The sequence below is a fragment of the Pseudooceanicola sp. HF7 genome, assembly GCF_011806405.1.
Classification (GTDB): domain Bacteria; phylum Pseudomonadota; class Alphaproteobacteria; order Rhodobacterales; family Rhodobacteraceae; genus Pseudooceanicola.
The window spans coordinates 179,855-203,832 of record NZ_JAATOW010000003.1; the positions used below are offsets into that span (position 1 = coordinate 179,855).

Consider the following 23,978-nt stretch of genomic DNA (forward strand, 5'->3'; position numbering starts at 1 on the left):
ACTCGGCCGCATATGCAGGCGACAGACGCGCCATGTTTCTAACCGTCCTTCAAGTTGCAGCGGGCGGGGCCATAGGGGCCTCGTTGCGCTACCTCTCCGGTGTGGGAGTCGTTCGCCTGTTCGGCAGCGGCCTTTCCATGCCCCTTGGCGTTCTGTTCGTGAACGTCTTCGGCTCATTCCTGATGGGCTGCCTGGTGGTGATTGTCGGGCACAAGGGCTGGGGGCATTGGAACCCGTTCCTGGCCACCGGCATCCTGGGCGGTTTCACTACATTTTCCTCTTTCTCGCTTGAGGCCCTGACCCTCTGGGAACGCGGAGAGCCCGCCCTGGCGGCGCTTTACGTCGGTCTCAACGTTGCCGTTTCCCTGGTGGCGATCGTGGCAGGAACCTATGCGATGCGCACGATGGTGATGGCATGAGCGGTGTTCAGACGATCTCTATTCCCGAGGCGGACAGCGGAATGCGGCTGGACCGCTGGATGCGCCGCACCTTCCCCCAGCTCACCCAAGGCCGGATTGAGAAGATGTGCCGCAAGGGCGAATTGCGCGTCGATGGCGGGCGGATAAAGTCCAACCATCGGCTCGAGCCGGGCCAGCAGCTGCGCGTGCCCCCGATCCCCGTGGACGAGGCCCCCAAGGCCCCCTCGGAACCGCGCGTGTCGGATGATGATGCCAAGATGATCCAGGGCTGCGTGATCTACCGCGACGACCATATCATCGCGATCAACAAGCCGCCCGGCCTGCCCGTGCAGGGGGGCTCCAAGCAGACCCGCCACGTCGATGGCCTCGCCGAGGCGCTGAAGTTCGGCTACGACGAAAAGCCCCGCCTGGTTCACCGGCTGGACAAGGACACCTCCGGCCTGTTGCTGCTGGCGCGGACACGGCAGGCGGCGCAGAAGCTCACGGCGGCCTTCCGGTCCCGCGAGACGCGCAAGATCTACTGGGCCGTGGTGGCCGGTGTGCCGACGCCCTACATGGGCACGATCACCTTTGGGCTGGTCAAGGCCCCCGGCCATGGCAAGGGCGGCGAGGGCGAGAAGATGCTTTGCGTCCATCCCCGCGACATCGACAAAACCCCCGATGCCAAGCGCGCCGTGACCGATTACGCCAACCTCTGGCGGCTGGGCCAGCGGGCCACCTGGGTGGCCCTGGTTCCCGTCACGGGCCGTACCCACCAGCTGCGGGCCCACATGGCAGAGATGGGCCACCCGATCATCGGGGACGGCAAGTACGGCGGCTCCGGCCAGGAGAACCTGGGCGATGGCTGGGGGGCACAGCTGGGCGGGGATATCTCTCGCAAGCTGCACCTTCATGCGCGCCTGCTGCGGCTGACCCATCCCTTCACCGGCAAGCCGCTGGAGCTTGAGGCAGAGTTGCCCGATCACATGCGGCGCAGCTGGGATCATTTCGGCTGGTCCGAAAAGGATGTGCGCAAGGATCCCTTCGACCTCGACGAACCGCTCTGAGGGCTTCATGACGCAACAGACGACCGAACCACGCCTGATCATCTTCGACGTGGATGGCACGCTTTCGGACAGCCAGGGCGATATCGCCGGCGCCATGGCCCAGGCCTTCCAGTCCCAGGACATGACCCCGCCACCCCATGACGCGGTGCTCTCCATCGTGGGGCTGTCGCTTGAGGTGGCCATGCCGCGCCTGGCGCCAGAGGCGGACGAGGCGACCTGCATCGCGCTGGTGGCGGCCTACAAGCAGGCCTACATGCAGCGCCGGCTAGAGGCCGGCGCGGCGCATTCACCGCTTTACCCCGGTATCCGCGAGCTGCTGGACCAGCTGGCGGCAGAGCCGCAGACGATCCTGGGCATCGCCACGGGCAAGTCCCGGCGCGGACTTCTGGCGCTGCTGGAAAACCACGGGCTTTCGGGCATGTTCCACACCATCCAGGTCGCGGACGATCATCCCTCCAAGCCGCATCCCTCCATGGTGATGACGGCCCTGATGGAGGCCGGCGTGCCGGCAGAGCGCGCGGTGATGATCGGGGACACGAGCTTTGACATCGACATGGCCCGCGCGGCGGGCGTCGCTTCCATAGCGGTGGGCTGGGGCTATCACCCGGCCACGGCGCTGGAGGCCGCGGAAGGGCAGGCGGCAGACATGGCCGCCCTGCGCAGTGAAATCGACCGGCTGACAGGAGGCCCGGCATGAGTGAATGGAAAGCGCGCCGATTCTGGAAAGCGGCAGACGTCGCGGAAGCGGATCAGGGTTACACGGTGCACCTGGACGGGCGTCCGGTGAAAACCCCGGCCAAGGCGGCGCTGATCCTGCCCAGCCAGGCGCTGGCGCAGCGCATCGCAGCCGAATGGGACGCGCTGGAAGAGGCCATCGATCCGACGCTCATGCCCTTCACCCGCACGGCCAATTCCGCCATCGACAAGGTCGCGGTGCAAAAGCCCGAAGTAGCAGAGATGCTGGCGGAATATGGCGACGCAGACCTGCTGTGCTACCGCGCGGATGCGCCGGTTGAGCTGGTTCAGCGCCAGGCCGCGGCATGGGACCCGATGCTTGACTGGGCCGCGCAGCACCTGGGCGCCCGGCTGCAGCCGCGCACCGGCGTGATTCACGAATCCCAGGATCCGGAGGCGGTCGCCGCACTCGCCTCTCGCGTGCATGACATGAATGCCTTCGAACTGGCCGCATTCCACGATCTGGTCAGCCTCACCGGGTCTCTGGTGCTTGGTTTTGCCGCATTTTTGGACGCCGCCCCCACGTTGAACATCTGGAATGTGTCCCGGATCGACGAGACCTGGCAGGAAGAGCAATGGGGCGCAGATGAGGAAGCCCAGGCCGTTGCAGAGACCAAAAAGGTCGCTTTTCTACATGCCAAAAGCTTCCTGAACCTGCTGCAGGACTGAATCCTCGGCACTTTTGTCCAAGACGTGTTGCACTGCAGCGAGGATCCCGCGCATTTGCGCGGGATTTTTGCATTTGGGGGTTCCGGCGCGCGGGGGCCGTAACGGCAATGGTTTAGTTTTCGTTATGACGCACTTGACCCGATGCGATGAATAAGCCCACAGTTTAGGCACTGTTAAGGGGGAGCACCCTTGACCAGTTTCGCCCCCGGCTTGCATTGGCCGGAAACCGCTGATCGAAAAGGCGGACAATCAGGAAGAGGTAAACATGAAAAAAACCGTATTTCTTGGCGCGCTGACCGCTGCAGGTCTGGCCGCCGGAGCTGCCGGCGCTACCACGCTTGAAGACGTGAAGGCACGCGGCACCCTGAACTGCGGCGTCTCCACCGGGCTCGTGGGCTTCTCTGCCCCCGACGCGAATGGCGAATGGACCGGCTTCGATGTCGCACTCTGCCGTGCCGTGGCCGCCGCCGTTCTGGGCGATCAGACAGCTGTCGAATTCGTGCCGACGACCGGCAAGACCCGCTTCACCGCGCTGGCGTCCGGCGAAATCGACATGCTGGCCCGTAACACCACCTGGACCTTCTCCCGTGACGTGGACCTCAAGTTCACCTTCAACGGCGTGAACTATTACGATGGTCAGGGCTTCATGGTGCCCAAGGCGCTTGGCGTGTCCTCGGCAAAAGAGCTGGACGGCGCCACTGTCTGCATTCAGACCGGCACCACCACCGAGCTTAACCTGGCGGACTTCTTCCGGGTCAACAACATGGGCTACGAGCCGGTCCCGATCGAGACCAACGCCGAAGCCCAGCAGCAATTCCTGGCCGGTGCCTGTGACGTCTACACCACCGACGCATCCGGTCTTGCCGCAACCCGTGCCACCTTCGAGAACCCCGGCGATTACGCGATCCTGCCGGAAATCATCTCCAAGGAGCCACTCGGCCCGCTTGTCCGCCACGGCGACGACGAATGGGGTGACATCGTGACTTGGACCCTCAACGCGCTGATCGCGGCTGAAGAACTGGGCATCACCTCCGCCAACGTCAAGGACATGTCCTCGGCTGCCACCGACAACCCCGAGATCAACCGTCTCCTGGGTTCTGAAGGCAACCTGGGCGAGATGATCGGCCTGAACGCCGACTGGGCCGTGATGGCCATCTCCGCAGGCGGTAACTACGGTGAGATCTTCGAGAAGAACATCGGCGAGAACACCCCGATCGGCCTCGCGCGCGGTCTGAACGCGCTCTACACCGACGGCGGCCTGCTCTACACGCCTCCGTTCCGCTAAGAACATCGAAGAGGGCGCGGCTTGCCGCGCCCTCTTTGCCAAAGGGCCCAGCGGCCTGAATGACCGGTTAACCGCGCGCAGACGCTCCTCAAGAAACGACCGGATCACGGGGAACACCTACAATGACAACGCTTACTGATCCGCCGGCGGAATCGTTCAAGCTATCCATGCTTGTCTACGACACCCGGTACCGTTCAATCACATTTCAGATCGTCGCGCTTGTCGCCTTCCTGACCTTGGTGGGCTGGCTGGCGAACAACACGATCCAGAACCTGGCGGACCTGGGCAAGGAACCGTCCTTTGCCTTCATGACCGACCCGGCCGGGTATGACATCAACCAGCGGCTGATCGAATACTCCTCCCAATCCACTCATTTGCGCGCGGCTTTCGTCGGGCTGCTGAACACGCTGCTGGTCGCGGTGCTGGGCTGCGCCACGGCAACGGTCGTCGGCGTCATCGTCGGGGTGCTGCGCCTGTCGGGCAACTGGCTGATCGCGCGCCTCATGACGGTCTACGTGGAGATGTTCCGCAACGTGCCGGTCCTGATGTGGATCGTGCTGGCCATGGCCATCCTGATCGAGACCCTGCCGGCGCCAAGCGCCTTCCGCGGGGATGACCCGGCAGCCACGATGAAGGTCTTCGACAGCGTCGCCTTCACCAACCGCGGCGTCTACATCCCCGAGCCGCTCTTCTCCCGCGGTCTTGGCGACATCAGCGTCTTCGGCGCCTTCGGGATCAGCCTGGACCTGATCGCCATCCTGCTGGTGCTGGGCGTGTCGATCTTCATTTCCAAGCGTATCGGCAAGAAGGCCGATGCAACCCAGGAAGCCACGGGTATCCGTCCGCGCACCTGGCATCTGCGCACTGCCGTCATCATCCTGCCCACCGCGCTACTTCTGTTGCTGCTGGGCTTCCACTTCGGCTACCCCGCGCTCAAGGGCTTCAACTTCCAGGGCGGCACGCACCTGCGCAACTCCCTGATCGCGCTCTGGCTGGCCCTGTCGCTTTATACGGCGGCCTTCATCGCCGAGAACGTCCGGGCCGGGATCCTTGCGGTTTCCAGCGGCCAGACAGAGGCCGCCGCGGCCCTTGGCCTGCGCCCCAAGCGGATCATGTCGCTGGTGGTCCTGCCCCAGGCGATGCGCGTCATCATTCCGCCGCTGATCTCTCAATACCTGAACCTGACCAAGAACTCCTCGCTCGCGATCGCGGTGGGGTACATGGATATCACCGGTACGCTGATGGGGATCACCCTCAACCAGACCGGCCGTGAGCTTGAGACCGTGCTGCTGGGCATGCTGATCTACCTGCTTATCAGCCTCAGCATCTCTGCCGTGATGAACTGGTACAACAACCGCGTGAAACTGGTGGAGCGTTGAGATGAGCAATACACATGCTGATACCGTCCTGTATGTCCGCGACACCATGCTGCCGCAGTCGGAGCCCCCGGCCTCGACCATCGGTCCGGCGGGCTGGGCCAAGCAGAACCTGTTCTCAGGCTGGCTGAACACATTGCTGACGGTCGTTTCCGCGGCCTTCGTGGTCTTCCTGCTCTACCGGCTTCTGCCCTGGTTCATCTCTCCGACCTGGGGGTCTGACTCCCTCTCGTCCTGCCGCGCCCTCTTCGAGGAGATCGGCAGAGATCACGAAGGCGCCTGCTGGGGTGTCATCCGGGATCGCTGGCAGCAGCTGCTGTTCGGCTTCTACCCGGCAGAGCTTTACTGGCGCCCGATCCTGTCGCTGATCCTGCTGATGGTCGCCCTGGCGCCCGTGCTGTTCGTGGGCAAGGTGCCGGCCAAGATGCTGATCTTCTCCGTGATCTATCCGTTCATGCTGCCCTGGCTGCTCTGGGGCGGCACGGTCTGGATGCCGATCGCGGTGATCGCGGGCTTCGGCGTTGGTTACCTGGTGTTCAAGCTGGTGGCCAAGGTCGGCCCCGGCGGGCTGGCGGCCATCGTCGCGACCCTGGCGACCGTCCTATGGTGGCTCTTCCTGACAGCCCCCGTGGCCTATGGGCTTGCCTCCGTCCTGCCGCTGGCGCTGGAGCCCGTGGCCTCGCGTCAATTCGGTGGCTTCATGCTGTCGGTGACCATCGGCGTCGTGGCCATTGCCTGTTCGCTGCCCATCGGGATAGTTCTGGCGCTTGGCCGCCGGTCCGATCTGCCGCTGGTGAAATGGCTCTGCGTCGGCTTCATCGAGTTCATTCGCGGCGTGCCGCTGATCACGCTGCTCTTCGTGGCCTCTGTGCTGCTGAACATCTTCCTGCCGCCGGGCACCAACTTCGACATCATCCTGCGCGTCATGATCATGACCACGCTCTTCGCTTCGGCCTACATGGCAGAGGTGATCCGGGGTGGCCTGGCCGCCCTGCCGAAGGGCCAGTACGAAGGGGCCGACAGCCTGGGCCTGGACTACTGGCAGGCGCAGCGGCTGATCATCATGCCCCAGGCGCTGAAGATCTCGATCCCCGGGATCGTGTCGACCTTCATCGGCGTGTTCAAAGATACCACGCTGGTGTCGATCATCGGCCTTCTGGACCCTCTGGGCCTGGCCAATGCGATCCGCGCCGATACCGACTGGAACGGCATCTACTGGGAGCTCTTCCTGTTCATCGGCGCCGTCTTCTTCATCTTCTGTTTCTCCATGTCCCGCTACTCGATGTACCTGGAGCGCAAGCTTCAGACCGGGCACCGCTAAGAGAGAGTCTGACCAATGACTGACACCGCTTTCGATACCGCGCCCGCTGTCGACCCCACCGCCATGAAGGTCTCTGATGAAGTCGCCATCGAGATCTCCAACATGAACAAGTGGTACGGCACCTTCCACGTCCTGCGGGACATCAACCTGACCGTGAACCGCGGCGAACGGATCGTTGTCGCGGGGCCGTCGGGCTCCGGCAAATCGACGATGATCCGCTGCATCAACCGGCTGGAAGAACACCAGGCGGGCAAGATCGTCGTCGACGGGACCGAGCTGACATCGGACCTGAAGAACATCGACAAGGTGCGCTCCGAGGTTGGCATGTGCTTCCAGCACTTCAACCTCTTCCCGCACCTGACGATCCTGGAAAACTGCACGCTGGCGCCGATCTGGGTGCGCAAGACACCCAAGAAGGAAGCCATCGAAACGGCGATGTACTTCCTGGAAAAGGTGAAGATCCCCGATCAGGCCAACAAGTACCCCGGCCAGCTTTCGGGTGGTCAGCAGCAGCGTGTGGCGATTGCCCGGTCGCTCTGCATGAAGCCGCGGATCATGCTCTTCGACGAGCCGACCTCGGCCCTTGATCCGGAGATGATCAAGGAAGTGCTCGATACCATGATCGAGCTGGCACAAGAGGGCATGACTATGATCTGCGTCACCCACGAGATGGGCTTTGCCCGCCAGGTCGCAAACCGCGTGATCTTCATGGACCAGGGCCAGATCGTGGAACAGAACGAGCCGGAGGAGTTCTTCAACAACCCGCGCTCGGAACGTACGAAGCTCTTCCTCAGCCAGATCCTTGGCCACTGAGGTCGGAACAGCCTACCGGCACACATCAGCCCGCGAGGGCAGGGGACACGGCGCGGATCTTCCGCGCCGTTTTCCGTTGTGCCCGTTTTCCGTTGTGGCGGTCAGTCCCGCCCAGTCTCCGGCTGCCGCGCAAACACCCTTTTCGCGATGGTGAGGGCGTTCACCGTGGCCGGGAAGCCCGCGTAGACAGAGACCTGCATCAGGACCTCCGTGATCTCTTCGCGGCTCAAGCCGGTGTTCAGGGCTGATTGGATATGTGCCTCAAGCTGCGGTGACGCGTTGCCCATGGCCGCCAGCACGGAGATCGTCGCGATCATCCGTTCGCGCATCCCAAGGCCGGGGCGGGAGTAGATATCCCCGAAGGCAAATTCATGCACCATGTCCGCGAAATCCGGCGCGATGTCCGCCAGAGCCTGCGCCTGGGCCTCTCCAGCCTCGCGGTTCAGCGCGTCCAGCACGGCCTTCCCTCGGTCTTTCCGTGTCTGGCTCATGCTGTGCGTCCCGCTGCTCAGGTCTTCAGGTCATGTGGTGTGACGAAATCCAGGACCCGCGCCTGACCGAAGTCGAGATCGGGCCAATCAGGGACCTCTGCCACCAAGGTAGCGCCGGTCGGGTAATCCAGGAAGTGCTGGTGTCCCGGCATCTTTGACAGGATGCGTTCGGCGAACTCCCCGATCCCGGGGTTGTGCGCGATCAGAAGCACCGCCTTGCCCCGCGCGGCGCGCAGGGAGGACAGCAGCACCGACGAGCCGGCCCCGTAGAGCCGGGCGTGACGCTCGGGCTCAAGGTCCAAGGCAAGCCCGGCAAAAGTCCGCTGCGTGCGCAGCGCCGAGGAGACGAGCGCCTGGTCCGGCAGATGTCCCTGCGCCCTCAGCCAATCGCCAAGTGCGCTGGCCGATGTCACGCCCCGCGCGTTCAGAGGCCGGTCGTGATCAGGCAGCGTGGGATCGCCCCAGCCGGACTTCGCGTGACGCATGAGGATGAGCTTGGGCATCAATTCCTCCGAAAGGCGCGCATGTGAAAAGCCGATTGCCGATCCAGCCGCGGGTAGCCCTGGCCAAAGGGGCAGGCGTGGCGGACCAGGCAGCCGTAGGTCATGCAGTCACGCCCCTCCGGCCTGCTGAGCCAGTCCTTGCAGCGCTCCGTGTCATAGCCCCGCTGGGTCAGCGCCCCGACGGGGCAGGCCGTGGCGCAGGGGGCGGGGCAGGGCGCACAGGGCGATGGCAGCGGCGGGGGCAGGCCAACCGCCCAGTCCAGCGCCAGCGCCGCCCGGAAGGACAGCCAGAGCCCGGCCTCACGGTGTGCCAGCATCCCCACCGGAGAGCCATGCGCCCCACCGCTGGCCTTCGCCCAGGCCAGGAAGGGCTGGGCCGTGTCGAAAGGGTAGTAATCCATCGCGTCGATTTCATCGGCCCATTTGCCGACGATCCGCAGCGTGTAGCGGTCATAGGGATCGGGCCGCCCGTCCAGCATCTCATCCGAGGCCTCGAAGCCTTCGTAGAAATCCGGTTCGAGCGGCGAGAGCAGCAGCAGCGTGCGCGTGCCGGGCTCAAGCCCCGGCGCATCGGCGCAGGCGGCCTCTCCCATGGCACAGAGGATGGTCAGGTTCCGGGCCTTTGCCTCGGCCTGGAGGGCGTGGAAGGCAGGGCTGCCGTCACTCGGCACGAATCAACGAGCCCGCACCATGTTCGGTGAAGAGCTCCAGGAGAACCGCGTTGGGCGCGCGCCCATCCAGAATCACCACGGCCCGCACCCCGCCCTCGATGGCGTCCAGGGCGGTCTGGGTCTTGGGAATCATGCCGCCGGCGATGGTGCCTGCTGCGGTCATCTCGCGGATCTGGGCAGAGGTGAGAGAGGTCACGACCTCTCCTTCCCCGTTCTTCACGCCGGCGACATCCGTCAGAAGCAGCAGGCGATCGGCCCGCAGCGCGCCCGCCACGGCCCCTGCGGCCGTGTCGCCGTTGACGTTGAAGGTCTCACCGTTGCGGCCCATGCCGATCGGCGCAATGACGGGGATGATATCGCTGCGGAACATCGAATGCAGGATCGTCGTGTCCAGCACATCGGGGGTGCCGACCAGGCCCAGTTCCGGGTTTTCCTGGCGGCAGATCATCAGGTTGGCGTCCTTGCCGGACAGGCCCACGCCCTTGCCGCCCTCTTCGTTGATCGCCTGGACGATCCGCTTGTTGACCTGGCCGGACAGGACCATTTCGACCACTTCCATGGTCTTTTCATCCGTCACGCGCTTGCCGTTGACGAAGTCGCTTTGCACGTCGAGCTTCTTGAGCATCTCGTTGATCATCGGGCCGCCGCCATGGACGATCACGGGGTTCACGCCGACCTGGCGCATCAGCACGATGTCACGGGCGAAGCTCTGCATCGCGTCCTTGTCGCCCATTGCGTGACCGCCGAACTTGACGACGACGATGGCACCTTCATATCGCTGAAGATAGGGCAGCGCTTCCGAAAGGGTGCGGGCGGTGGCGATCCAGTCTTGGTTCATGGCTGTCTGCTTCTTCATCTTCGGGCTCCGGTGCGTCCTTGGCTTGATACGCGCTGTGGCTGGCGCTGCCAAGTGCATGGCATGTAGCGTAGAAAAACGATTTCAAGGGGGGTGCCATCACCCCTGAGTGAGCACGACAGCGGACGGCCAAGTGCCGCTTATCCGTGGGGTTCGCTTGCGCTTCTTCTGGCCGATGACTCCACGGTCATCATCTCTCCCATGGAACTCTGCCCGGTTTCGGGATGTTTATCCATCGGAACGCGGTTCAACACGCGTTGAAAGAGCGGCGGGTCATCACTGGCTCGCCAAAAGGGCTGAGGCGCCCTTGAGCAAAAACGAAGGAGATTTCAATGCTTCGCACGAAGATCATCGCCGCCACCGCGGCCACCTGCGCCCTCGCGGCACCCGCTTTCGCAGGCTCCATGAACCCCGCACCTGCTGATCCGGTTGTTCCCGCACCGGTCGTTCCGGTCTACAGCACCGGCGCCGACTGGACCGGCGGCTACGTCGGTTTGAACATGGGCTACGGCGATCTGTCCGCCGGCAGCGCATCCTCCGACGGCCTGGTTTACGGTATCCAGGGTGGTTACGACCACGACTTCGGCAACTTCGTCCTGGGTGGCGAGCTTGAGTACCAGGGCAACGACATCTCTTCCAGCAACGGCCTGTCGCTGGACAACACGATGCGCGCCAAGCTGCGTGCTGGCTACGATGCCGGCCCGGCCCTGATCTACGGCGTCGTCGGCGCAGTGAACGCAGACAGCAACGTTGGCTCCGACACGGGCTACACTGTTGGTCTGGGCGCTGAATACATGGTGACCGACACGGTCAGCGTGGGTGCAGAATACCTCTACGACGATATCTCGGACTTCAACGATTCCGGCACGGATTACACCGGCAACACCGTTACGGCCCGTGTGAACTACCGCTTCTGATAGCGTCGCGAAGATCACGGAAAGGTCCGGCATCGAAAGGTGCCGGGCCTTTTCTTTTGCCCGGAAACTGGCGAAGGTTTTAACGAATAACGGCAGCATTCCGCCGTGTTTCATGAACTTTTCGGGAGTTCATGCGTTCATTAAGCATGACCAGAGAAAAACGCCATAGATCACCCCATCTTGCGCCGGTCGTTACAGCGGCGATATGCGCCACGGCGTTCGCCACCTCGGCTGCGGCGAATGACTCCAACTGGACAGGCCCGTATATCGGCGGCAACATCGGTTGGGTTCTCGACGGGCCAGAGGACGGCTTGGGCAAAAGCCTGCATCTTGGTTACAATCGGCAGATGAACAACACGGTCATCGGCCTTGAGCTCGAACACAGCCGCACCGATATCGGAACCTCTGCCGGGCCCATTGACAAGGTTTATCGCCTGAAGACCCGCGCCGGTTATGCCGAAGACCAGATGTTCTATTACGGCGTCGTGGGCTTGGCGCGGATGGAAGGTTTCTTTGGCCAGGAAGAGGCTTACGTCGTGGGTCTGGGCGTCGAATACGACCTTCAGAACGATTTCTCGATCGGCACAGAGTTCCTGTACCACGGGATTTCCGATTTCAATGACAGCGGTGAAAGTCTGGGGATCAATACGCTCACGGTCCGGGCCACCTGGAACTTCTGAACATCTCCAAAATCAATCGACGCAGACCCTAACGCAGTGGATAGCGCGCCGTCTTGAGCGCGCTTCAACTCATTGCCCGTTCAGACAAGGTCTGGCTCAGATCAGGCCTGCGATGATCGCCCGCAGGGTTTCGATGCCATCACCCTTTTCTGAAGAGGTCAGGACCAGCTCGGGGTAGGCTGCCGGGTGCTTGGCAAGGGCGCCGCGCACCTGTTGCAGGACCGCCGCGCGTTCCTTTTCCTTCACCTTGTCGGCTTTGGTCAGCACGCATTGGAAGGTCACTGCGGAGCTGTCGAGCAGCTTCATGATCTCTTCGTCCACCGCCTTCACACCATGACGCGCATCAATCAGCACGAAGGCACGGCGCAGGCTCTGGCGGCCCGACAGGTAGCTTTTGAGCAGACGCTGCCACTTCTCCACCACGTGGAGCGGCGCATTCGCATAGCCATACCCCGGAAGGTCGACCAGGTAGCGTTCCTCTCCGAGGGTGAAGAAGTTGATTTCCTGCGTGCGGCCCGGCGTGTTGGAGGCGCGCGCGATGCCCTTGCGCCCCGTCAGGGCGTTGATCAGGCTGGACTTGCCCACGTTGGAACGCCCGGCAAAGCAGACCTCGATCCGGTCGGCGTCGGGCAGGCCATCCATGGCGACCACGCCCTTCACGAAGTCCACTGGCCCGGCAAAGAGCAGGCGGCCTTTTTCGGCAGTATGGGAATCGGGCGTTTCGGCCAGGTTGAATGCAATCTCAGTCACAGGATCCGGACCTCCGCGCCCGTCGAAATCTGTCCGCTCTCCACAACCCTGGCCTTCACGCCAAAGTCGATGTGTCCCCAGTGCTTGCGCAGGGTCCGAAGCGTATTCGTGTCTTCTTCCCCGGTATCGGGGTTCACCTGGGTTGCCCGGCAGCGATCGATCCTCTCGACCACCTCCAGCACGGCCCCGCCTACGGCCAGCCGTTTGCCCACCAGGTCAAGCTCTTGCCAGGGCTCCCAGCCCTCTACCCAGAGATTGCCACGAAAGCGGCGCGGGTCGAGAGGTTTTTCACAGGCCTCGGCGAGGGCCGCAAGCGAGGCGGTGCCGAGGATAGAGAGGCAAGCGTAATTCGCGTCGCTCATGCCCTCTTTTGGCGCCTTGATCAGGCCGGCAATGGCCGGTCGTTCGCTGGGCCAGAGGGGGCGAAGCCAGTCCGCCAGCAGCTCACCCTGGGTGGCAGGGTCAATCGCAAGCGGGTCGGTATCGGGATGCTCAAGGTGGATCCGGCCATCTTCCAGGGTGCGCGCCGTGATCGCCATGAGGCGTGGTCCCTGGCAGCCGCGTGCAAAGTTCAGGCAGCGCTGCCAGGTGCCGGTGTCGACGGTGTCGCCGACACCCATGGCCCAGGCCCGGTCACCGGGCAGGGGCCGTTCTGCGGTCAGCGCCGCGCCATCCAGTTGCTCGGCTCCGATACCCTTGATCGGATGCCGCCAGATCTGCGCGACGCTGGCCATTCACTTCTTGCCTTCGTTGGCAGCCGCGGCCTTCTTCTTGCGTTTGAAGGAGCCCTTGATGTTGCCGAAGACGTCCGGTTTGAACCCGTGGCTCCGCATGATCAGGTACTGCTGGATGAAGGTGATCGTGTTGTTGGTGATCCAGTAGAGCACCAGCCCGCTGGCGAAGTTGCCCAGCATGAACATGAAGACCCAGGGCATCCATGCAAAGATCATCTGCTGCGCGGGATCGGTGGGTGCCGGATTCAGTTTCTGCTGCAGCCACATCGAGATGCCCAGAAGGATCGGCAGGATGCCGAGGTTCAGGATCGACAGGAAGCTGTCCGGGGGCAGGGCGTCCCAGGGAAGCAGGCCGAAGAGGTTGATGATCGAAGTGGGATCCGGCGCGCTCAGGTCATGGATCCAGCCCAGCCAGGGCTGGTGACGCAGTTCGAGCGTGACGAAGATCACCTTGTAGAGCGAGAAGAAGATCGGGATCTGCAGGAGGATCGGCAGGCAGCCCGCGGCGGGGTTCACCTTTTCCTTCTTGTAGAGCTCCATCATCTCTTTCTGAAGCTTCTGGCGGTCGTCGCCGGCGCGCTCCTTCAGTTTCTCCATCTGGGGCTGCAGTTCCTTCATCTTCGCCATGGAAGCGTAGGATTTGTAGGCCAGCGGGAAGAGCAGGGCTTTCAGGAAGATCGTCATCGCGATGATCGACCAGCCCATGTTGCCGATGAAACCGTGAAGCCAGTGAATCAACCAGAAGATCGGCTTGGTCAGGAAGAAGAACCAGCCCCAGTCGATCGCGTCGATGAAGCGGGTCACGCCATCGGCTTCGTATTCCTTGATGGTTTCCCATTCCTTGGCGCCGGAGAAGAGCTGCGTGTCGATGTCCAGCGTCTCGCCCGGGGCGATCTCTGCCGTGCTCAGAACGGCTTCGGTCTGGTAGACATCCTGGGTGGGGTAGTACTTGACCGTGGAGCGGAAGGGCTGGTCACCGGGGATCAGCGTCGACATCCAGTAGTGTTCGGTGAAACCGATCCAGCCGCTTTCGCTGACTTCGATCCGGCTGGCGGGGGCGCCTTCGCGGTTGTCGAAGTCAAGGTCGTCCATCTTCTTGTAGGTTTCTTCCTCAAGCTCGCCATCCGACATGCGGATCAGGCCTTCGTGCACAACGAAGTAGCTTTGCAGGTCGGACGGCAGGCCGTGACGGCGCAGAAGGCCGTAGGGCCGCATGGAGACAGCCGCATCGCCGGTGTTCTCGACCGACTGGCGGATCGTGAACATGAACTTGTCATCAACGGAGTAGGTCTGACGGAAGATCAGGCCGGCGCCGTTGTCCCAGACCAGCGTGACGGGGCTGTCCGGGGTCAGCGTCTCGCCGCTTTCCAGTTCCCAGGGGGTGTTCGCACCGGGCACGGCCTCGGCATCGACGTTGGTTCCGGGGATCCAGCCGTAGAGCGTGTAATAAGCGTCTGTCGTGCCCTGCGGATTGAACAGGCGCACGTCGGGGCTGCCGGGCTCAAGCGTCTGGCGGTAGTTTGTCAGCGCCAGGTCGTCGATCCGCCCGCCGGTCAGCGCAATGGAGCCCTCGAGGCTCGGCGTTTCGATCTGGACACGGGGGCTGTCGGCCAGGGGGGTGTCGCCCAGGGTCGCGGTGTTCGCCGCGCCGTCGGCTTCGGTGCCGGGCGTGAGCCTTGCGCCGGTGCCGCCTGCGGACGGGTCGCTGCCCTCGCTCTGGCTCGCGGTCAGTTCAGGAGCCTGATCCGGAGCCTGGTCCTGGGGTGGAAAGATGAGGAACCAGGCGATCACCACGATGAAGCTGAGCACCGTGGCCAGGATAAGGTTCTTGTTCTGATCGTCCATCGCGATGCGTTACCTTTGGTATTTGCCGTATGGGGTGGTCTTTGGGGGTTCAACCTGCCGCAAGGCCAAAGGTCAAGGGGCAACCCCCCGTCGGAGGCCTTGCAGATACAGGATTCTGGCCCGCGCGCCAACAGAAGCCGGGTCAATGCGGGTTCCGTCGTGCCCATGCCCGCGTCGGGCCAAGTCCCGGCGCCGCAACGGGTTCAGCGTTCCAACGGTATTGGCGCCGCACCAGCGCGCGGGATTGTGAATGACGTGATCTGGGGATCGGGACGTCGCCCCGACAAGTTGAGCTCGCTGAGTCTCTGCGGGCCGTTGGCCCAGATCAGCGGAATGACAGGCCGCCGAAGGTGCGGGCGAAACGCACTGGGGCAGGGGAATCCTGTCGCGCGGCGGGTAGGGGGCAAGCTCCTGCTGATGGTCAGGTGGCGCTGATTTCGCGCCCCTTCAAGTGTCAGGTTCCGGCACCACGCCCGAACTTCGGAGCTTCCGACAGGCTTGCATGATGCGCCCGGACCCATTCCGCCGTCTGGTCGAAGGGCATGGGGCGGGCGATCTCATATCCCTGCACATGGTTACAGCCAAGCTGCGCGAGCATCGTGTGTTCGCCGGCCGTTTCCACGCCTTCTGCAAGGGTGGACAGGCCCAGCCGTTCCGCCATCGTCAGGATGGCAGAGACCATGCGCTGCTGCTCCGGATCGCGATCCACCTTCATCACGAAGCTGCGGTCGATCTTCAGCCGTTCGACAGAGAAGCGCCGAATGGAAGAGATGGAGGCATGGCCCGTCCCGAAGTCATCCAGGTCGATCCGGCAGCCGAGCTCTGCCAGGGCGTTGATATTGCGGGAAACCACGTCGTCCGGCGAGGAGGCGACGACGGTTTCCAGGACTTCTACGGCCAGCCGGTCCGGCGTCAGGCCGTAGCGATCCAGCTGCCAGCGGACCTTTTCGACCAGCCGGGGATTGCGCAGCTCTTCCGTGGCGAAGTTCACGCCGACCTGGGGCACGTTCACCCCGGCCTGGTCCCAATCTCGAAGCGCCTGAAGGGCGGCAACCAGCATGACATCGCCCAGCCGCTCCATCTGGCCGGATTGCTCCACCAGTGGAATGAACTCCGCCGGAGAGATCATGCCCCGTTCCGGGTGGCACCAGCGCGCCAAGGCCTCGAACCCGGTGACAAGGCCGGTATCGGTAGAGACCTGGGGCTGGAAAAAGGCTACGATCTGCTCCGCTTCCATCGCTGCGGCGACCTCATCCGCCATGAGGGAGCGTGCCTGCTGTCGCCGCCGCATATCCGCAGAGAAGGAGCGTATCGCCGAGGGGCCGAACCGCATGGCTTCGCGCAGCGCCGTATCGGTCGCACAGACCAGTGCGGCGCCGGTCGGCATCGGGCTGCGCGCGCCCAAGCAGAAGCCGATCGAACAAGAGACATAGACCGTGGTCGCATCCAGGCTCATCGGTTCCTGGACCGCGGCCTGCAGACGCGCGGAAAGCTGGATCATCTCTTCCAGGTCCAGCCGAGTGACCGGGGCTATGGAAATGCCGAAGCCGGCCTCACTGATCTTGCAAAGGACATCTCCGTCCCGCAGGACCTTTCGCAACCGGCCTGCCGTGCGATTGAGCAGATTGTCCGCTGCGGCATTTCCGTAGCGTTCGGCAAAAATGGCGAAGTCATCAAGTTGCAGCATCAGGCAAGCGGTTCGGCGCGGAGAGACCTCCTGCACCTGCAGGCCGTGATCGGCTGCGCGCTCAAGGGTGTCGCGCAGGCCCAACCCGGTGGTTGCATCGCGCGGCCGATGAGGGGGCAGGCCGTCCTCCTTCGGGGCAGCAAGAAGCACCAGCGCCAGCGGCAGGGCGAGGGCGGTCAGGATCAGCGCCATTTCCCCGGCTACCCAATAGGCAACAAGGCACAGGGCCGGCAGAAGCGCCAACATCCAGGGCTCTGACAGGCTGCGCCGCAGACGGGCGACGATCCTCGAGTTATCCTTGCGCTGGCGATCCACCATTTCAGCCTGTCCCAATACGGTCTTGGGGCAAGCTAGGACCAGAAGTTCAACAGCGGTTTAACGCAGGTCGGGAATTCCGTCCTCGTCGTCCTGTTTGGGGTTGAGGGTCAGACCGGCAAAATCGAAAAGCTTGGGATCCAGAAGGTGCGAGGGCCGCGTGTTGGTCAGCGCCTTGAACATCTTCTGGCGGCGCCCGGGGGCGTTCTTTTCCCAGCCATCAAGAAGCTGCTTCACCTGCTGACGCTGCAGGCCGTCCTGGCTGCCGCACAGGTCGCAGGGGATGATCGGATAGTTCATCGCCCGGGCAAATTTGTCGCAATCCTCTTCGGCCACATGGGCAAGCGGGCGATAGAGGAACAGGTCGCCCTCTTCGTTCACCAGCTTCGGCGGCATGGTGGCCAGCCGGGACCCATGGAAGAGATTCATGAAAAACGTCTCGAGGATATCGTCACGGTGATGGCCCAGGACCACGGCCGTGCAGCCTTCTTCCCGCGCGATGCGGTAAAGGTTTCCCCGGCGCAGACGCGAGCAAAGCGCGCAGTAGGTCCGGCCCGCCGGCACCTTGTCCATCACGATGGAATAGGTGTCCTGGAACTCGATCCGGTTGGGCACGCCCATCTTTTCCAGGAACTCGGGCAGGACAGTGGCGGGAAAACCCGGCTGACCCTGATCGAGGTTGCAGGCCAGAAGCTCCACCGGAAGAAGGCCGCGCCACTTCAGTTCATGCAGGACCGCCAGAAGGGTGTAGCTGTCCTTGCCGCCGGACAGGCAGACCAGCCACTTCGCGTCGCGTTCGATCATACCGTATTGTTCGACGGCCTCGCGGGTTTGGCGCACGATCCGCTTGCGGAGCTTCTTGAACTCCGTCGTCTGGGGGGCACCGTGGAAGAGCGGATGGATCTCGTCGCTATCGTCCAGCATGGGCAGGGTCTCCGGGTGTCTGGCCCGGTGGGGGACCCGCCCGGGATGATCGTTACGTCTTTAGCAGAAGGAGGTCGGCGGAAACAGGGCGCCGAACGGCCTAGTCCGGGACATCGTCCACGCCCATGCCGCCCCAGGGGTGGCACCGCCCGACGCGCCTGAGCGACAGCCAGAAGCCCTTTGCAGCACCGTGTTTCTCAAGCGCTTCCAGGATGTAGGCGGAGCAGGTCGGATCGTAGCGGCAATTATAGCCCACCCAGGGGGAAAAGATCAGCCGATATGCGCGAATTGGCAGGGACAGAACCCAGGCAGCCGGCTTCATGACCGCTCTCCGGCAGATCCGTGGATCTTGCGAAGGGCCTGTTCCAGGTCCTGCACGAGCAGGGCAAAGTTGCGCTCCGCCGTGGCATCCTTGCGCCCGATCAACACGTAATCCCAGCCGGGGTGACCGTGGGTCGGCAGTACCTGGCGGGCGATCTCTCTGAGGCGGCGCTTGGCGCGGTTGCGGGCCACGGCATTGCCGACCTTCTTGGAGCAGGTGAAGCCCACCCGCACCACGCCGTCTTCGGCACGCTTGCGCGCTTGGACCATCATCGCCGGCGTGCCCTGCCGCTTGGCGCGCGCCGCCAGCAGGAAATCACTGCGCTTGGTCAGCACGTTCAGCACGCCGGAGCGGCGACTGCCGGGCAGGGAGGTGTCCGCGCATAGAGAAACCGCCGAAGCCTGCCCCGGTGCTTCCGCTTTTGCGGTCTCGGGAAGGGCTTTCGGCGGTGTCATCATTTCCGAACCTCTTCAGGCGAAGAGGGCCAAGACGCTCTTACGCGCTCAGCGACTTACGGCCGCGTGCGCGACGGGCGTTCAGGATCTTCCGGCCGGCCTTGGTGGCCATGCGGGACCGGAAACCGTGGCGCCGTTTGCGGACCAGGTTCGAAGGTTGATAGGTGCGTTTCATCGCTCCGTCTCCGTTTCATTGCCGCCGGGCACGCCCCGCGGATTGATCTTAGCCCTGAACGGCGGCGGCTCTTTCAGAGCAGCGTCACTGAGCAGGGCAGTGGGCAAAGCGGGAGCAATCCGGGAATCGCCCCGTGGCCCGCGCATTTCGAAGCCCGGTCTATAAGTAGGCCCTGCACCTTTGTCAAACCCGTGTACCCCGTTTGGGACATAATTTTCCGGCCCTGACAGGCTGGTGCGACGGGACGGAGGCGGGTGGTGAAAAGGTGCCGTTTTCCCCGCCTTGCGTCAACGCAGAGGCCACGCGGGGCGAGGTGGGCGGCAAGAATCCCCGATGCCCCTTCAAAATCGGCGAGAAAAGCTCATATTCCCGGCATGATAATGGCTCACCTGAGTGTTACGAAAATTGGCAAATCCGTGACTAACCTTTACGATTCGCAATTCCGTAGCGCCCGACACCGGGCCCTGGTATTTTAGGCCGCGCATATGTTCCGTTCGCTTTCTGGCCGTTTCCTGATCCTCACGGTGATCTTCGTGATCCTGGCAGAGGTCCTGATCCTTGTCCCCTCCGTCGCGCGAGTGAGAGAGGACTACCTGCTGTCGCGCCTTGAACGGGCCCAGATCGCCTCTCTTGCGCTGCTGGCCGATGACATGATCAGTTCCGACCTTGAGCAGGAGCTGCTGAAGAATGCCGGTGTCTACAACGTCGTTCTGCGTCGCGACGAAGCCCGCCAGCTTGTCCTGTCCTCTGAAGTGCCGGGCCCGGTGACGGCAACCTATGACCTGCGTGACCCGACGGCGATCCAGCTGATCCGGGATTCGCTCTACCAGCTCTTCCAGCCGGAGAACCGCGTCATCCGCGTGATCGGCAACCCGGTGCGGGAAGCCGGGCTGGAGATCGAGGTTACCATGTCCACCAACCCCTTGCGCAACACGATGCTGGAAAGCGCCGGAAGCATCTTTCTTCTCTCGGCGATCTTCTCTGTCGTGACGGCCTTCCTGCTCTTCTTCTCCGTGCGCAGCGTGATCCTGAAGCCGATCAAGGGTGTGATCGGCCATATGCATGTCTATGCGCAGGATCCCGAGGACGCCCGGCGCATCATCGAACCCTCTGCCTCTCTGCGGGACCTGCGCGAGGCAGAGATCGCCCTGCATGATCTGCAGACGCAATTGACCGGAGCGTTGCGCCAGAAGGAACGCCTTGCCCAGCTTGGATCCGCCGTGGCCAAGATCAGCCATGACCTGCGAAACATCCTGACATCCGCCCAGCTCTTTTCCGACAGGCTTGAGGGGAGCGACGATCCCACGGTCAAGCGGCTGGCCCCGAAGGTGGTATCCTCGGTATCTCGGGCGGTGAACCTTTGCGAAGCGACCCTGGCTTTTGGCAAGGCCGAGGAACCGGCGCCCCGGCTGGCGCAGGTGTCGCTGATCGATATCGTCGGTGACGTGATCGACAGCGAACGCCTTGCGGTGGGGGAGGACGATATCTCTTTCGCCGAGGATATTCCTGCAACGATGCGCCTGCGTGCGGATCCAGAGCAGCTCTATCGCGTGATCTTCAACCTGGTGCGCAACGCCCGGCAGGCGATCGAAAGCTCGGGCGAGGGCGGAGAGATCGCCGTGGGCGCCGAAGAAAGCAACACACACTGGCTGATCCGAATCTCCGATACCGGGCCGGGTCTGCCCCCCAAGGCGCAGGAGAATCTTTTTACGCCGTTCCAGGGTGGTGCCCGGAAGGGGGGGACCGGCCTGGGCCTTGTCATCTCTGCGGAACTGGTGCGTGGGCACGGCGGACAGATCGAACTGGAAAGGACAGGGCCGGAGGGAACGGTCTTCCTGGTGCTCTTGCCGAAAGAGATTACGCACCTTGGTTTGGCGGCGCGCTGAGCTCCGCCATCCTGCGGTTTGAAAGAAATTTGCGGGGTCACGTCGGGTAAATCCGGATTTTGCTCTTGCATACCCCCGGGCCAGATTGTACATCGCCCAAACGCGCTCCGATAGCTCAGCTGGATAGAGTACTTGACTACGAATCAAGGGGTCGGGGGTTCGAATCCTCCTCGGAGCGCCATTATTTCCATCCAGCTGCAGATCACGCGACACGACTGGCCTTGAGGTCAGGTGTCTGAATTTGCAGGCGGAAATTCCAGCACACTTCCATAGTTGTTTCGCGTTCCAATGGCATGAGCCGCCTGGCGTAGTCGCGCCATGATAGGCACCGCGCCGAGCAGGGCTTGGCTATGTCCTCGATCCTCTTTTGGGAAACTGCGGATCCGGGGTAGGCTGCTGGCATGAGTATGGCAGCCTTTGCCGTACCTCGACCTGCAGGGGAGAGTTCTATGAAGATGCCTTTGATCGCGACCGCCTGTGCCCTTTCGCTTCTGTGCGCGGGTGGCTCACCGGTTCTTGCCGCCAGTTTCGACTGCGATGCGGCGGGCCTCAGCCCGAATGAACAGACAATCTGCGGCAACCGTACGCTTGATGACCAGGATGTGGAGATGGCGACGATGTACACCTTCCTGGTCGGCCTCTTCGCAATGGGCCAGGCCGGAGAAATGCGGGACCAGCAAACCGCCTGGCTGAAACAGAGAGAGGCCTGCGGCACGGATGTGGCCTGCATCAAGGCCGCCTATGACACGCGGATCGCCCAGCTTCAGAAGGCTTACGATGCGATAGACAAGCCGATCTGAGTGATCTGCCGGGTTTCGGTCGAAAATGCCGCGAAACGCCGGTGTTTCATCCTAAGGTGGAAAAATACGTTGAAATCTCGTGCTTTGCGGGCTGATGTGGGTTGAGGATGACCTTGGGGTAGCTGGGTGGCTTCCCCGGGTCGCAATCGAACATCCGCAAGCGGGGGCGCCTCATGGGCTTTATCGATTCCATTTTTAATCTCATCAATGATCTCACCTGGGGATGGGCGCTGGTGCCGTTCCTGGTGGTGCTGGGGCTTTTCTTCACCGCGGCCAGCGGCTTTGCACAGTTTCGTTTCTTCAAGCGCATGTTTGGCGTTCTCACCGGGGATGACGATTCCGCCGACCCCAGCAAGATCAGCGCGCGAGAGGCGCTTCTGGTCTCTGTCGGCGGGCGCGTGGGCGGTGGAAACATCGCAGGCGTTGCGGTGGCCATCACGGCAGGGGGGCCGGGAGCGGTCTTCTGGATGTGGGCGATTGCACTGGTCGGCATGTGCTCTGCCCTGATCGAGGCGACCCTGGCACAGCTTTACAAGCGCACGGAGCCCAACGGCGATTACCGCGGCGGGCCGGCGCGTGCGATCACCTACGGGCTGGGGGAACACTACCGCTGGCTGGCCGTGATCTACGCGGTCTGCCTGATCGCCTCCTTCGCCATCGGGTTCAACGCCTTCCAGGGCAATACCGTGGCCGGGGCCGCGCTGGACAGCGTCGGCATCCCGCGGATCTACACTGGCATCGCGCTGGCCATCGCCACCGGGTTCATCGTCTATGGCGGCATCCATCGCATCGCCAAGGCCGCGGATGTGATCATCCCGGTCATGGCCATCGGCTACATCGGCATGGCGGTGGTCATCATCCTGCTCAACATCACCTCGCTGCCCGGTGTCATCCTGGACATCGTCGCCAATGCCTTCGGCTTCCGCGAAGCGGTTGCAGGCGGCATGGGGGCGGCGATTGCCCAGGGCCTGCGGCGCGGGCTCTTCTCAAACGAGGCCGGCTTGGGCTCCGCACCCAACGTGGCGGCGACGGCCTATGTGAAGCACCCCGTCAGCCAGGGCATCACGCAGAGCTTCTCCGTCTTCATCGACACGATCATCATCTGTTCCTGCACGGCCTTCGTCATCCTGCTTGGCGATGTCTACCAGCCGGGGGCCGAGGGAGTGGACGGCGTGGCGCTGACCCAGCAAAGCATCGTGGGGCACCTGGGGGCCTGGGCGAAGTACTACCTGACAGCGGCGATCCTGCTCTTCGCCTTCTCCTCGATCATGTACAATTACTACCTGGGTGAGAACGCGCTGGACTTCATGACGGACAACCCGACAGCGATCCACGTGCTGCGGGTCGCCATCATCGGCATCGTCTTCCTTGGGGCCGTTGCTCCCGGTGCGCAGGCGGTCTTCAGCTTCTCCGATCCGATGATGGGCATCCTGGCCGTGGTCAACCTTCTGGCGCTCATGATGCTGTTCCCTGTGGCCCTGCGGGTGATCCGGGACTACCGCGAACAGCTTGCCGCTGGCGTGAAGCGCCCGGTCTTCGATCCGGCCAAGTTCCCGGACCTAGAGACGGACCCGACCGCCTGGCCTGACGCCAAGTAGACAGCTTCGGACAGCCGAAGACGAATTCGGAGCCCTCGTGTGAAAGCGGGGGCTCCTTTCCGTTTCCGGCAACAGCCCCGCGCCCGGGACAGAGCCACCTTGGCCCCGCCACCGGGATAGTCTAGCGTCCGGCCTGACACAATGGGCAGAGCAAGGGGACCTGCGATGGAGATGAGCGACATGCGGGTGATCCGCGCGGACAAGGCAAGCGTCTTTCAGGCGCTGCTTTCGGCAGACACGCTGAAAGACTGCGTACCCGGCGCGCAAGAGGTTACCGGCACGCCGGAAGAGGGGTTCAACGCCGTCGTGGTGCAAAAGGTCGGCCCAGTTAAGGCCACCTTCAAGGGCGTCGTGACCGTCTCTGACCTTGTGGAGAACGAGGCCCTGACCCTTACGGGCGAAGGCAAGGGCGGGGCCGCGGGCTTTGCCAAGGGCAGCGCCTCTGTCACGCTCAACGAGGTGCCGGAAGGGACGGAGCTGAGCTATGTCGTCGAGGCGAAGATCGGGGGCAAGCTCGCGCAGCTGGGCAGCCGTATCATCGACGGCTTTGCCAAGAAAATGGCGGATCAGTTCTTCACCCGGTTCCAGGAAAAGGTCGAAGGCCCTTCCGATGACAGCGAAGAGGCTGCGGGCTGAGGCCGGACGAGACGGGGAAGGCCCGGGCTGGCCGACCCGCTCTTTGACCATGAGTTTTGGCCTGACAGG

The 23,978-nt window shown here is 63.2% G+C and carries 26 protein-coding genes and 1 tRNA gene; 15 read left to right on the forward strand and 12 right to left on the reverse strand.

What is annotated here, in order from left to right:
- Window positions 1-32: 32 nt before the first annotated feature.
- From crcB to HCZ97_RS02310, 8 genes are all read left to right on the forward strand, one after another.
- Window positions 33-419 (forward strand): fluoride efflux transporter CrcB, encoded by a 387-nt coding sequence (gene crcB / locus HCZ97_RS02275; protein WP_167687046.1) that lies wholly within the window; start codon window positions 33-35, stop codon window positions 417-419.
- Window positions 416-1,465, forward strand: a complete 1,050-nt coding sequence (locus HCZ97_RS02280; protein WP_167687047.1) for an RluA family pseudouridine synthase — start codon at window positions 416-418, stop codon at window positions 1,463-1,465. The genes crcB and HCZ97_RS02280 overlap by 4 nt, the downstream gene beginning before the upstream one ends.
- A 7-nt stretch (window positions 1,466-1,472) precedes the next feature.
- Complete coding sequence (locus HCZ97_RS02285) at window positions 1,473-2,162, forward strand: HAD-IA family hydrolase (protein ID WP_167687048.1); 690 nt, start codon at window positions 1,473-1,475, stop codon at window positions 2,160-2,162.
- Window positions 2,159-2,869, forward strand: coding sequence for an ATP12 family chaperone protein (locus tag HCZ97_RS02290; protein ID WP_167687049.1), 711 nt, complete (start codon window positions 2,159-2,161; stop codon window positions 2,867-2,869). The genes HCZ97_RS02285 and HCZ97_RS02290 overlap by 4 nt, the downstream gene beginning before the upstream one ends.
- Window positions 2,870-3,134: 265 nt before the next feature.
- Window positions 3,135-4,154 (forward strand): amino acid ABC transporter substrate-binding protein, encoded by a 1,020-nt coding sequence (locus HCZ97_RS02295; RefSeq protein ID WP_167687050.1) that lies wholly within the window; start codon window positions 3,135-3,137, stop codon window positions 4,152-4,154.
- Between the two features lie 122 nt (window positions 4,155-4,276).
- Entirely contained in the window at window positions 4,277-5,533 is a 1,257-nt protein-coding gene (locus HCZ97_RS02300) for an amino acid ABC transporter permease (protein WP_167687051.1), read from the forward strand.
- Window position 5,534: 1 nt separating this feature from the next.
- On the forward strand, window positions 5,535-6,851 hold the full coding sequence (locus HCZ97_RS02305; protein WP_167687052.1) for an amino acid ABC transporter permease: 1,317 nt from the start codon (window positions 5,535-5,537) through the stop codon (window positions 6,849-6,851).
- 63 nt (window positions 6,852-6,914) lie between these two features.
- Complete coding sequence (locus HCZ97_RS02310) at window positions 6,915-7,664, forward strand: amino acid ABC transporter ATP-binding protein (protein ID WP_167687164.1); 750 nt, start codon at window positions 6,915-6,917, stop codon at window positions 7,662-7,664.
- A 101-nt stretch (window positions 7,665-7,765) separates the two neighbouring features.
- Here the strand turns inward: HCZ97_RS02310 and HCZ97_RS02315 are convergent, their stop codons facing one another.
- The 4 genes from HCZ97_RS02315 to argB are packed head-to-tail and all read right to left on the reverse strand — an operon-like array spanning window position 7,766 to window position 10,185.
- Window positions 7,766-8,155, reverse strand: coding sequence for a carboxymuconolactone decarboxylase family protein (locus HCZ97_RS02315; RefSeq protein ID WP_167687053.1), 390 nt, complete (start codon window positions 8,153-8,155; stop codon window positions 7,766-7,768).
- A gap of 17 nt (window positions 8,156-8,172) precedes the next feature.
- A complete protein-coding gene (locus tag HCZ97_RS02320; RefSeq protein WP_175581611.1) occupies window positions 8,173-8,658 on the reverse strand; it encodes a histidine phosphatase family protein in 486 nt (161 codons plus the stop codon).
- Window positions 8,658-9,329, reverse strand: a complete 672-nt coding sequence (locus HCZ97_RS02325; protein ID WP_368484307.1) for a ferredoxin — start codon at window positions 9,327-9,329, stop codon at window positions 8,658-8,660. Before HCZ97_RS02325 ends, HCZ97_RS02320 begins: the two co-directional genes overlap by 1 nt.
- Entirely contained in the window at window positions 9,319-10,185 is an 867-nt protein-coding gene (gene argB, locus HCZ97_RS02330; RefSeq protein WP_167687055.1) for an acetylglutamate kinase, read from the reverse strand. Before argB ends, HCZ97_RS02325 begins: the two co-directional genes overlap by 11 nt.
- A 332-nt stretch (window positions 10,186-10,517) precedes the next feature.
- On the opposite strand from argB, the gene HCZ97_RS02335 reads away from it, so the two are divergent.
- Both HCZ97_RS02335 and HCZ97_RS02340 read left to right on the forward strand, forming a co-directional pair.
- Window positions 10,518-11,102 (forward strand): outer membrane protein, encoded by a 585-nt coding sequence (locus HCZ97_RS02335; protein WP_167687056.1) that lies wholly within the window; start codon window positions 10,518-10,520, stop codon window positions 11,100-11,102.
- Window positions 11,103-11,248: 146 nt separating this feature from the next.
- Window positions 11,249-11,782, forward strand: coding sequence for an outer membrane protein (locus HCZ97_RS02340; RefSeq protein ID WP_167687057.1), 534 nt, complete (start codon window positions 11,249-11,251; stop codon window positions 11,780-11,782).
- 96 nt (window positions 11,783-11,878) lie between these two features.
- On the opposite strand, the gene yihA is transcribed toward HCZ97_RS02340, so the two are convergent.
- From yihA to rpmH, 8 genes are all read right to left on the reverse strand, one after another.
- Window positions 11,879-12,532: a ribosome biogenesis GTP-binding protein YihA/YsxC gene (gene yihA, locus HCZ97_RS02345; protein ID WP_167687058.1), complete on the reverse strand. Its 654-nt coding sequence runs from the start codon at window positions 12,530-12,532 to the stop codon at window positions 11,879-11,881.
- Window positions 12,529-13,266, reverse strand: a complete 738-nt coding sequence (locus HCZ97_RS02350; RefSeq protein ID WP_167687059.1) for an MOSC domain-containing protein — start codon at window positions 13,264-13,266, stop codon at window positions 12,529-12,531. The genes yihA and HCZ97_RS02350 overlap by 4 nt, the downstream gene beginning before the upstream one ends.
- Window positions 13,267-15,111 carry a membrane protein insertase YidC gene (yidC, locus tag HCZ97_RS02355; protein WP_167687060.1) on the reverse strand — a complete coding sequence of 615 codons (1,845 nt, stop codon included), beginning with the start codon at window positions 15,109-15,111 and terminating at the stop codon, window positions 13,267-13,269.
- Window positions 15,112-15,565: 454 nt separating this feature from the next.
- A complete protein-coding gene (locus HCZ97_RS02360) occupies window positions 15,566-17,131 on the reverse strand; it encodes a putative bifunctional diguanylate cyclase/phosphodiesterase (RefSeq protein WP_368484308.1) in 1,566 nt (521 codons plus the stop codon).
- 42 nt (window positions 17,132-17,173) lie between these two features.
- On the reverse strand, window positions 17,174-18,037 hold the full coding sequence (gene ttcA / locus HCZ97_RS02365) for a tRNA 2-thiocytidine(32) synthetase TtcA (RefSeq protein WP_167687062.1): 864 nt from the start codon (window positions 18,035-18,037) through the stop codon (window positions 17,174-17,176).
- A gap of 100 nt (window positions 18,038-18,137) precedes the next feature.
- On the reverse strand, window positions 18,138-18,359 hold the full coding sequence (gene yidD / locus HCZ97_RS02370; RefSeq protein WP_167687063.1) for a membrane protein insertion efficiency factor YidD: 222 nt from the start codon (window positions 18,357-18,359) through the stop codon (window positions 18,138-18,140).
- A complete protein-coding gene (rnpA, locus tag HCZ97_RS02375) occupies window positions 18,356-18,814 on the reverse strand; it encodes a ribonuclease P protein component (protein WP_167687064.1) in 459 nt (152 codons plus the stop codon). Before rnpA ends, yidD begins: the two co-directional genes overlap by 4 nt.
- A 40-nt stretch (window positions 18,815-18,854) precedes the next feature.
- Complete coding sequence (gene rpmH, locus HCZ97_RS02380; RefSeq protein ID WP_048599009.1) at window positions 18,855-18,989, reverse strand: 50S ribosomal protein L34; 135 nt, start codon at window positions 18,987-18,989, stop codon at window positions 18,855-18,857.
- A gap of 485 nt (window positions 18,990-19,474) precedes the next feature.
- On the opposite strand from rpmH, the gene HCZ97_RS02385 reads away from it, so the two are divergent.
- The 5 genes from HCZ97_RS02385 (at window position 19,475) to HCZ97_RS02405 (ending at window position 23,909) form a co-directional block, all read left to right on the forward strand.
- Entirely contained in the window at window positions 19,475-20,875 is a 1,401-nt protein-coding gene (locus HCZ97_RS02385; protein ID WP_167687065.1) for a HAMP domain-containing sensor histidine kinase, read from the forward strand.
- A 104-nt stretch (window positions 20,876-20,979) separates the two neighbouring features.
- Window positions 20,980-21,056: transfer RNA gene (locus HCZ97_RS02390), tRNA-Arg, on the forward strand.
- A 268-nt stretch (window positions 21,057-21,324) separates the two neighbouring features.
- On the forward strand, window positions 21,325-21,675 hold the full coding sequence (locus HCZ97_RS02395) for a lysozyme inhibitor LprI family protein (protein ID WP_175581612.1): 351 nt from the start codon (window positions 21,325-21,327) through the stop codon (window positions 21,673-21,675).
- Between the two features lie 173 nt (window positions 21,676-21,848).
- Window positions 21,849-23,273, forward strand: a complete 1,425-nt coding sequence (locus HCZ97_RS02400; RefSeq protein WP_167687066.1) for a sodium:alanine symporter family protein — start codon at window positions 21,849-21,851, stop codon at window positions 23,271-23,273.
- Between the two features lie 165 nt (window positions 23,274-23,438).
- Entirely contained in the window at window positions 23,439-23,909 is a 471-nt protein-coding gene (locus HCZ97_RS02405) for a CoxG family protein (protein WP_167687067.1), read from the forward strand.
- The last annotated feature ends 69 nt before the right edge of the window (window positions 23,910-23,978 follow it).

Excerpts from the sequence above, each read along its gene's own strand:
- crcB (WP_167687046.1), top strand. The coding sequence starts at position 33 with ATGTTTCTAACCGTCCTTCAAGTTGCAGCGGGCGGGGCCATAGGGGCC.
- HCZ97_RS02280 (WP_167687047.1), top strand. The coding sequence starts at position 416 with ATGAGCGGTGTTCAGACGATCTCTATTCCCGAGGCGGACAGCGGAATG.
- HCZ97_RS02285 (WP_167687048.1), top strand. The coding sequence starts at position 1,473 with ATGACGCAACAGACGACCGAACCACGCCTGATCATCTTCGACGTGGAT.
- HCZ97_RS02290 (WP_167687049.1), top strand. The coding sequence starts at position 2,159 with ATGAGTGAATGGAAAGCGCGCCGATTCTGGAAAGCGGCAGACGTCGCG.
- HCZ97_RS02295 (WP_167687050.1), top strand. The coding sequence starts at position 3,135 with ATGAAAAAAACCGTATTTCTTGGCGCGCTGACCGCTGCAGGTCTGGCC.
- HCZ97_RS02300 (WP_167687051.1), top strand. The coding sequence starts at position 4,277 with ATGACAACGCTTACTGATCCGCCGGCGGAATCGTTCAAGCTATCCATG.
- HCZ97_RS02305 (WP_167687052.1), top strand. The coding sequence starts at position 5,535 with ATGAGCAATACACATGCTGATACCGTCCTGTATGTCCGCGACACCATG.
- HCZ97_RS02310 (WP_167687164.1), top strand. The coding sequence starts at position 6,915 with ATGAAGGTCTCTGATGAAGTCGCCATCGAGATCTCCAACATGAACAAG.
- HCZ97_RS02315 (WP_167687053.1), bottom strand. The coding sequence starts at position 8,155 with ATGAGCCAGACACGGAAAGACCGAGGGAAGGCCGTGCTGGACGCGCTG.
- HCZ97_RS02320 (WP_175581611.1), bottom strand. The coding sequence starts at position 8,658 with ATGCCCAAGCTCATCCTCATGCGTCACGCGAAGTCCGGCTGGGGCGAT.
- argB (WP_167687055.1), bottom strand. The coding sequence starts at position 10,185 with ATGAAGAAGCAGACAGCCATGAACCAAGACTGGATCGCCACCGCCCGC.
- HCZ97_RS02335 (WP_167687056.1), top strand. The coding sequence starts at position 10,518 with ATGCTTCGCACGAAGATCATCGCCGCCACCGCGGCCACCTGCGCCCTC.
- HCZ97_RS02340 (WP_167687057.1), top strand. The coding sequence starts at position 11,249 with ATGACCAGAGAAAAACGCCATAGATCACCCCATCTTGCGCCGGTCGTT.
- HCZ97_RS02350 (WP_167687059.1), bottom strand. The coding sequence starts at position 13,266 with ATGGCCAGCGTCGCGCAGATCTGGCGGCATCCGATCAAGGGTATCGGA.
- yidC (WP_167687060.1), bottom strand. The coding sequence starts at position 15,111 with ATGGACGATCAGAACAAGAACCTTATCCTGGCCACGGTGCTCAGCTTC.
- ttcA (WP_167687062.1), bottom strand. The coding sequence starts at position 18,037 with ATGCTGGACGATAGCGACGAGATCCATCCGCTCTTCCACGGTGCCCCC.
- yidD (WP_167687063.1), bottom strand. The coding sequence starts at position 18,359 with ATGAAGCCGGCTGCCTGGGTTCTGTCCCTGCCAATTCGCGCATATCGG.
- rnpA (WP_167687064.1), bottom strand. The coding sequence starts at position 18,814 with ATGACACCGCCGAAAGCCCTTCCCGAGACCGCAAAAGCGGAAGCACCG.
- rpmH (WP_048599009.1), bottom strand. The coding sequence starts at position 18,989 with ATGAAACGCACCTATCAACCTTCGAACCTGGTCCGCAAACGGCGCCAC.
- HCZ97_RS02385 (WP_167687065.1), top strand. The coding sequence starts at position 19,475 with ATGTTCCGTTCGCTTTCTGGCCGTTTCCTGATCCTCACGGTGATCTTC.
- HCZ97_RS02395 (WP_175581612.1), top strand. The coding sequence starts at position 21,325 with ATGAAGATGCCTTTGATCGCGACCGCCTGTGCCCTTTCGCTTCTGTGC.
- HCZ97_RS02400 (WP_167687066.1), top strand. The coding sequence starts at position 21,849 with ATGGGCTTTATCGATTCCATTTTTAATCTCATCAATGATCTCACCTGG.
- HCZ97_RS02405 (WP_167687067.1), top strand. The coding sequence starts at position 23,439 with ATGGAGATGAGCGACATGCGGGTGATCCGCGCGGACAAGGCAAGCGTC.